General features: G+C 62.7%; 2 pseudogenes. One reads left to right on the top strand and one right to left on the bottom strand.

Annotation, left to right across the window (positions count from 1 at the left end):
* Positions 1 to 172: pseudogene (locus CDV44_RS27000) on the bottom strand (LysR family transcriptional regulator); the annotation flags it as partial.
* 168 nt (positions 173 to 340) lie between these two features.
* On the opposite strand from CDV44_RS27000, the pseudogene CDV44_RS28545 reads away from it, so the two are divergent.
* Positions 341 to 498: pseudogene (locus CDV44_RS28545) on the top strand (DUF1338 domain-containing protein); the annotation flags it as partial.

Here is a 498-nt window from a genome sequence, read left to right as displayed (position 1 = left end):
CGCACGAACGAACAAACGCACGCCGAGCTGCGTCTCCAGCGTGGCGATCTGGCGCGACACGGCACTTTCCGTCAGGAACAGCTCTCGCGCCGCGTGGGTAAAGCTCTCAGTGCCGGGCGGCCGCCTCGAAGGCCAGCAGCGCCGCCGTGCCCGGGGTCTTGAATTTGCGCATGTTAATTCCTAAAACGCATCAAGTGGCAATTTTATCTCGCTTTACGGGCGTGACATCCGTTCCAATAATGCAGTCACTGCAAGAAGGCATGGGGTGACGCGCCCCAAGCCGTGCCCTGACACCCTGCGGCGCCGCCCCGAGACGGCGCCCACCCTGCGAGACAATCCGATGCGCAATGCCAATGTGCAGTCCTTGCTGGTTTCCCTGGTTGGGGAAGCGCGAACCAACGCCCTCTTTGCCACGCTCAATTCGCCGTCGTTTCTGGCCGATTGCGAACCCGGCCTCGTGACCCGCGCCGAACTGGCGCAAGCCATGAACATGGCCCT

It is taken from the genome of Pandoraea sp. PE-S2R-1, assembly GCF_002179865.1.
Lineage (GTDB): Bacteria > Pseudomonadota > Gammaproteobacteria > Burkholderiales > Burkholderiaceae > Pandoraea.
This window is presented reverse-complemented; position numbering and strand designations above follow the sequence as displayed.